Consider the following 441-nt stretch of genomic DNA (forward strand, 5'->3'; position numbering starts at 1 on the left):
TCATTAATCGCAATATTGCCATTAGTATATTTGGTTGTATAGGATTGCACTTTATTTTTTTTAGACTTAAAACGTGGTCTATCATTTTGTTTCTTGAAGAAACGAGAATAAGCATCAGCGAGATTTTTTAATGACGATTGAATCGCAATACTATCTACTTCTTTTAGCCAAGTTAACTCTTTTTTTAATTGTGTTAACTGAGCAGAACAAGAATTATAAGTTAATCCTTTTCCTGTTTCTTTGTAAGCATTATCCCATTTTGCTAAAAAATGATTAAATACAAATCGAGAACAACCAAATGTTTTATTAATTAATATTTGCTGTTCTTTGTTCGGATAGAGACGAAACTTATATGCTTTATTTACAATCATTGATTTTTCACCTCCTTTAATATATATTAAAAGTATATACTTAATTAAAATATATGTCAATAGTATATAC

Annotated in this window: 1 protein-coding gene; it reads right to left on the reverse strand. The window is 26.5% G+C overall.

The window, feature by feature from the left end; all coding sequences use genetic code 11:
* Positions 1 to 371: helix-turn-helix domain-containing protein (locus LIZ98_RS17700; RefSeq protein ID WP_227140412.1), on the reverse strand; the 371-nt coding region annotated here is incomplete at its 3' end.
* Positions 372 to 441: the final 70 nt, after the last annotated feature.

The organism is Caldibacillus sp. 210928-DFI.2.18 (assembly GCF_020554505.1).
Classification (GTDB): Bacteria; Bacillota; Bacilli; order Bacillales; family Caldibacillaceae; genus Caldifermentibacillus; species Caldifermentibacillus hisashii.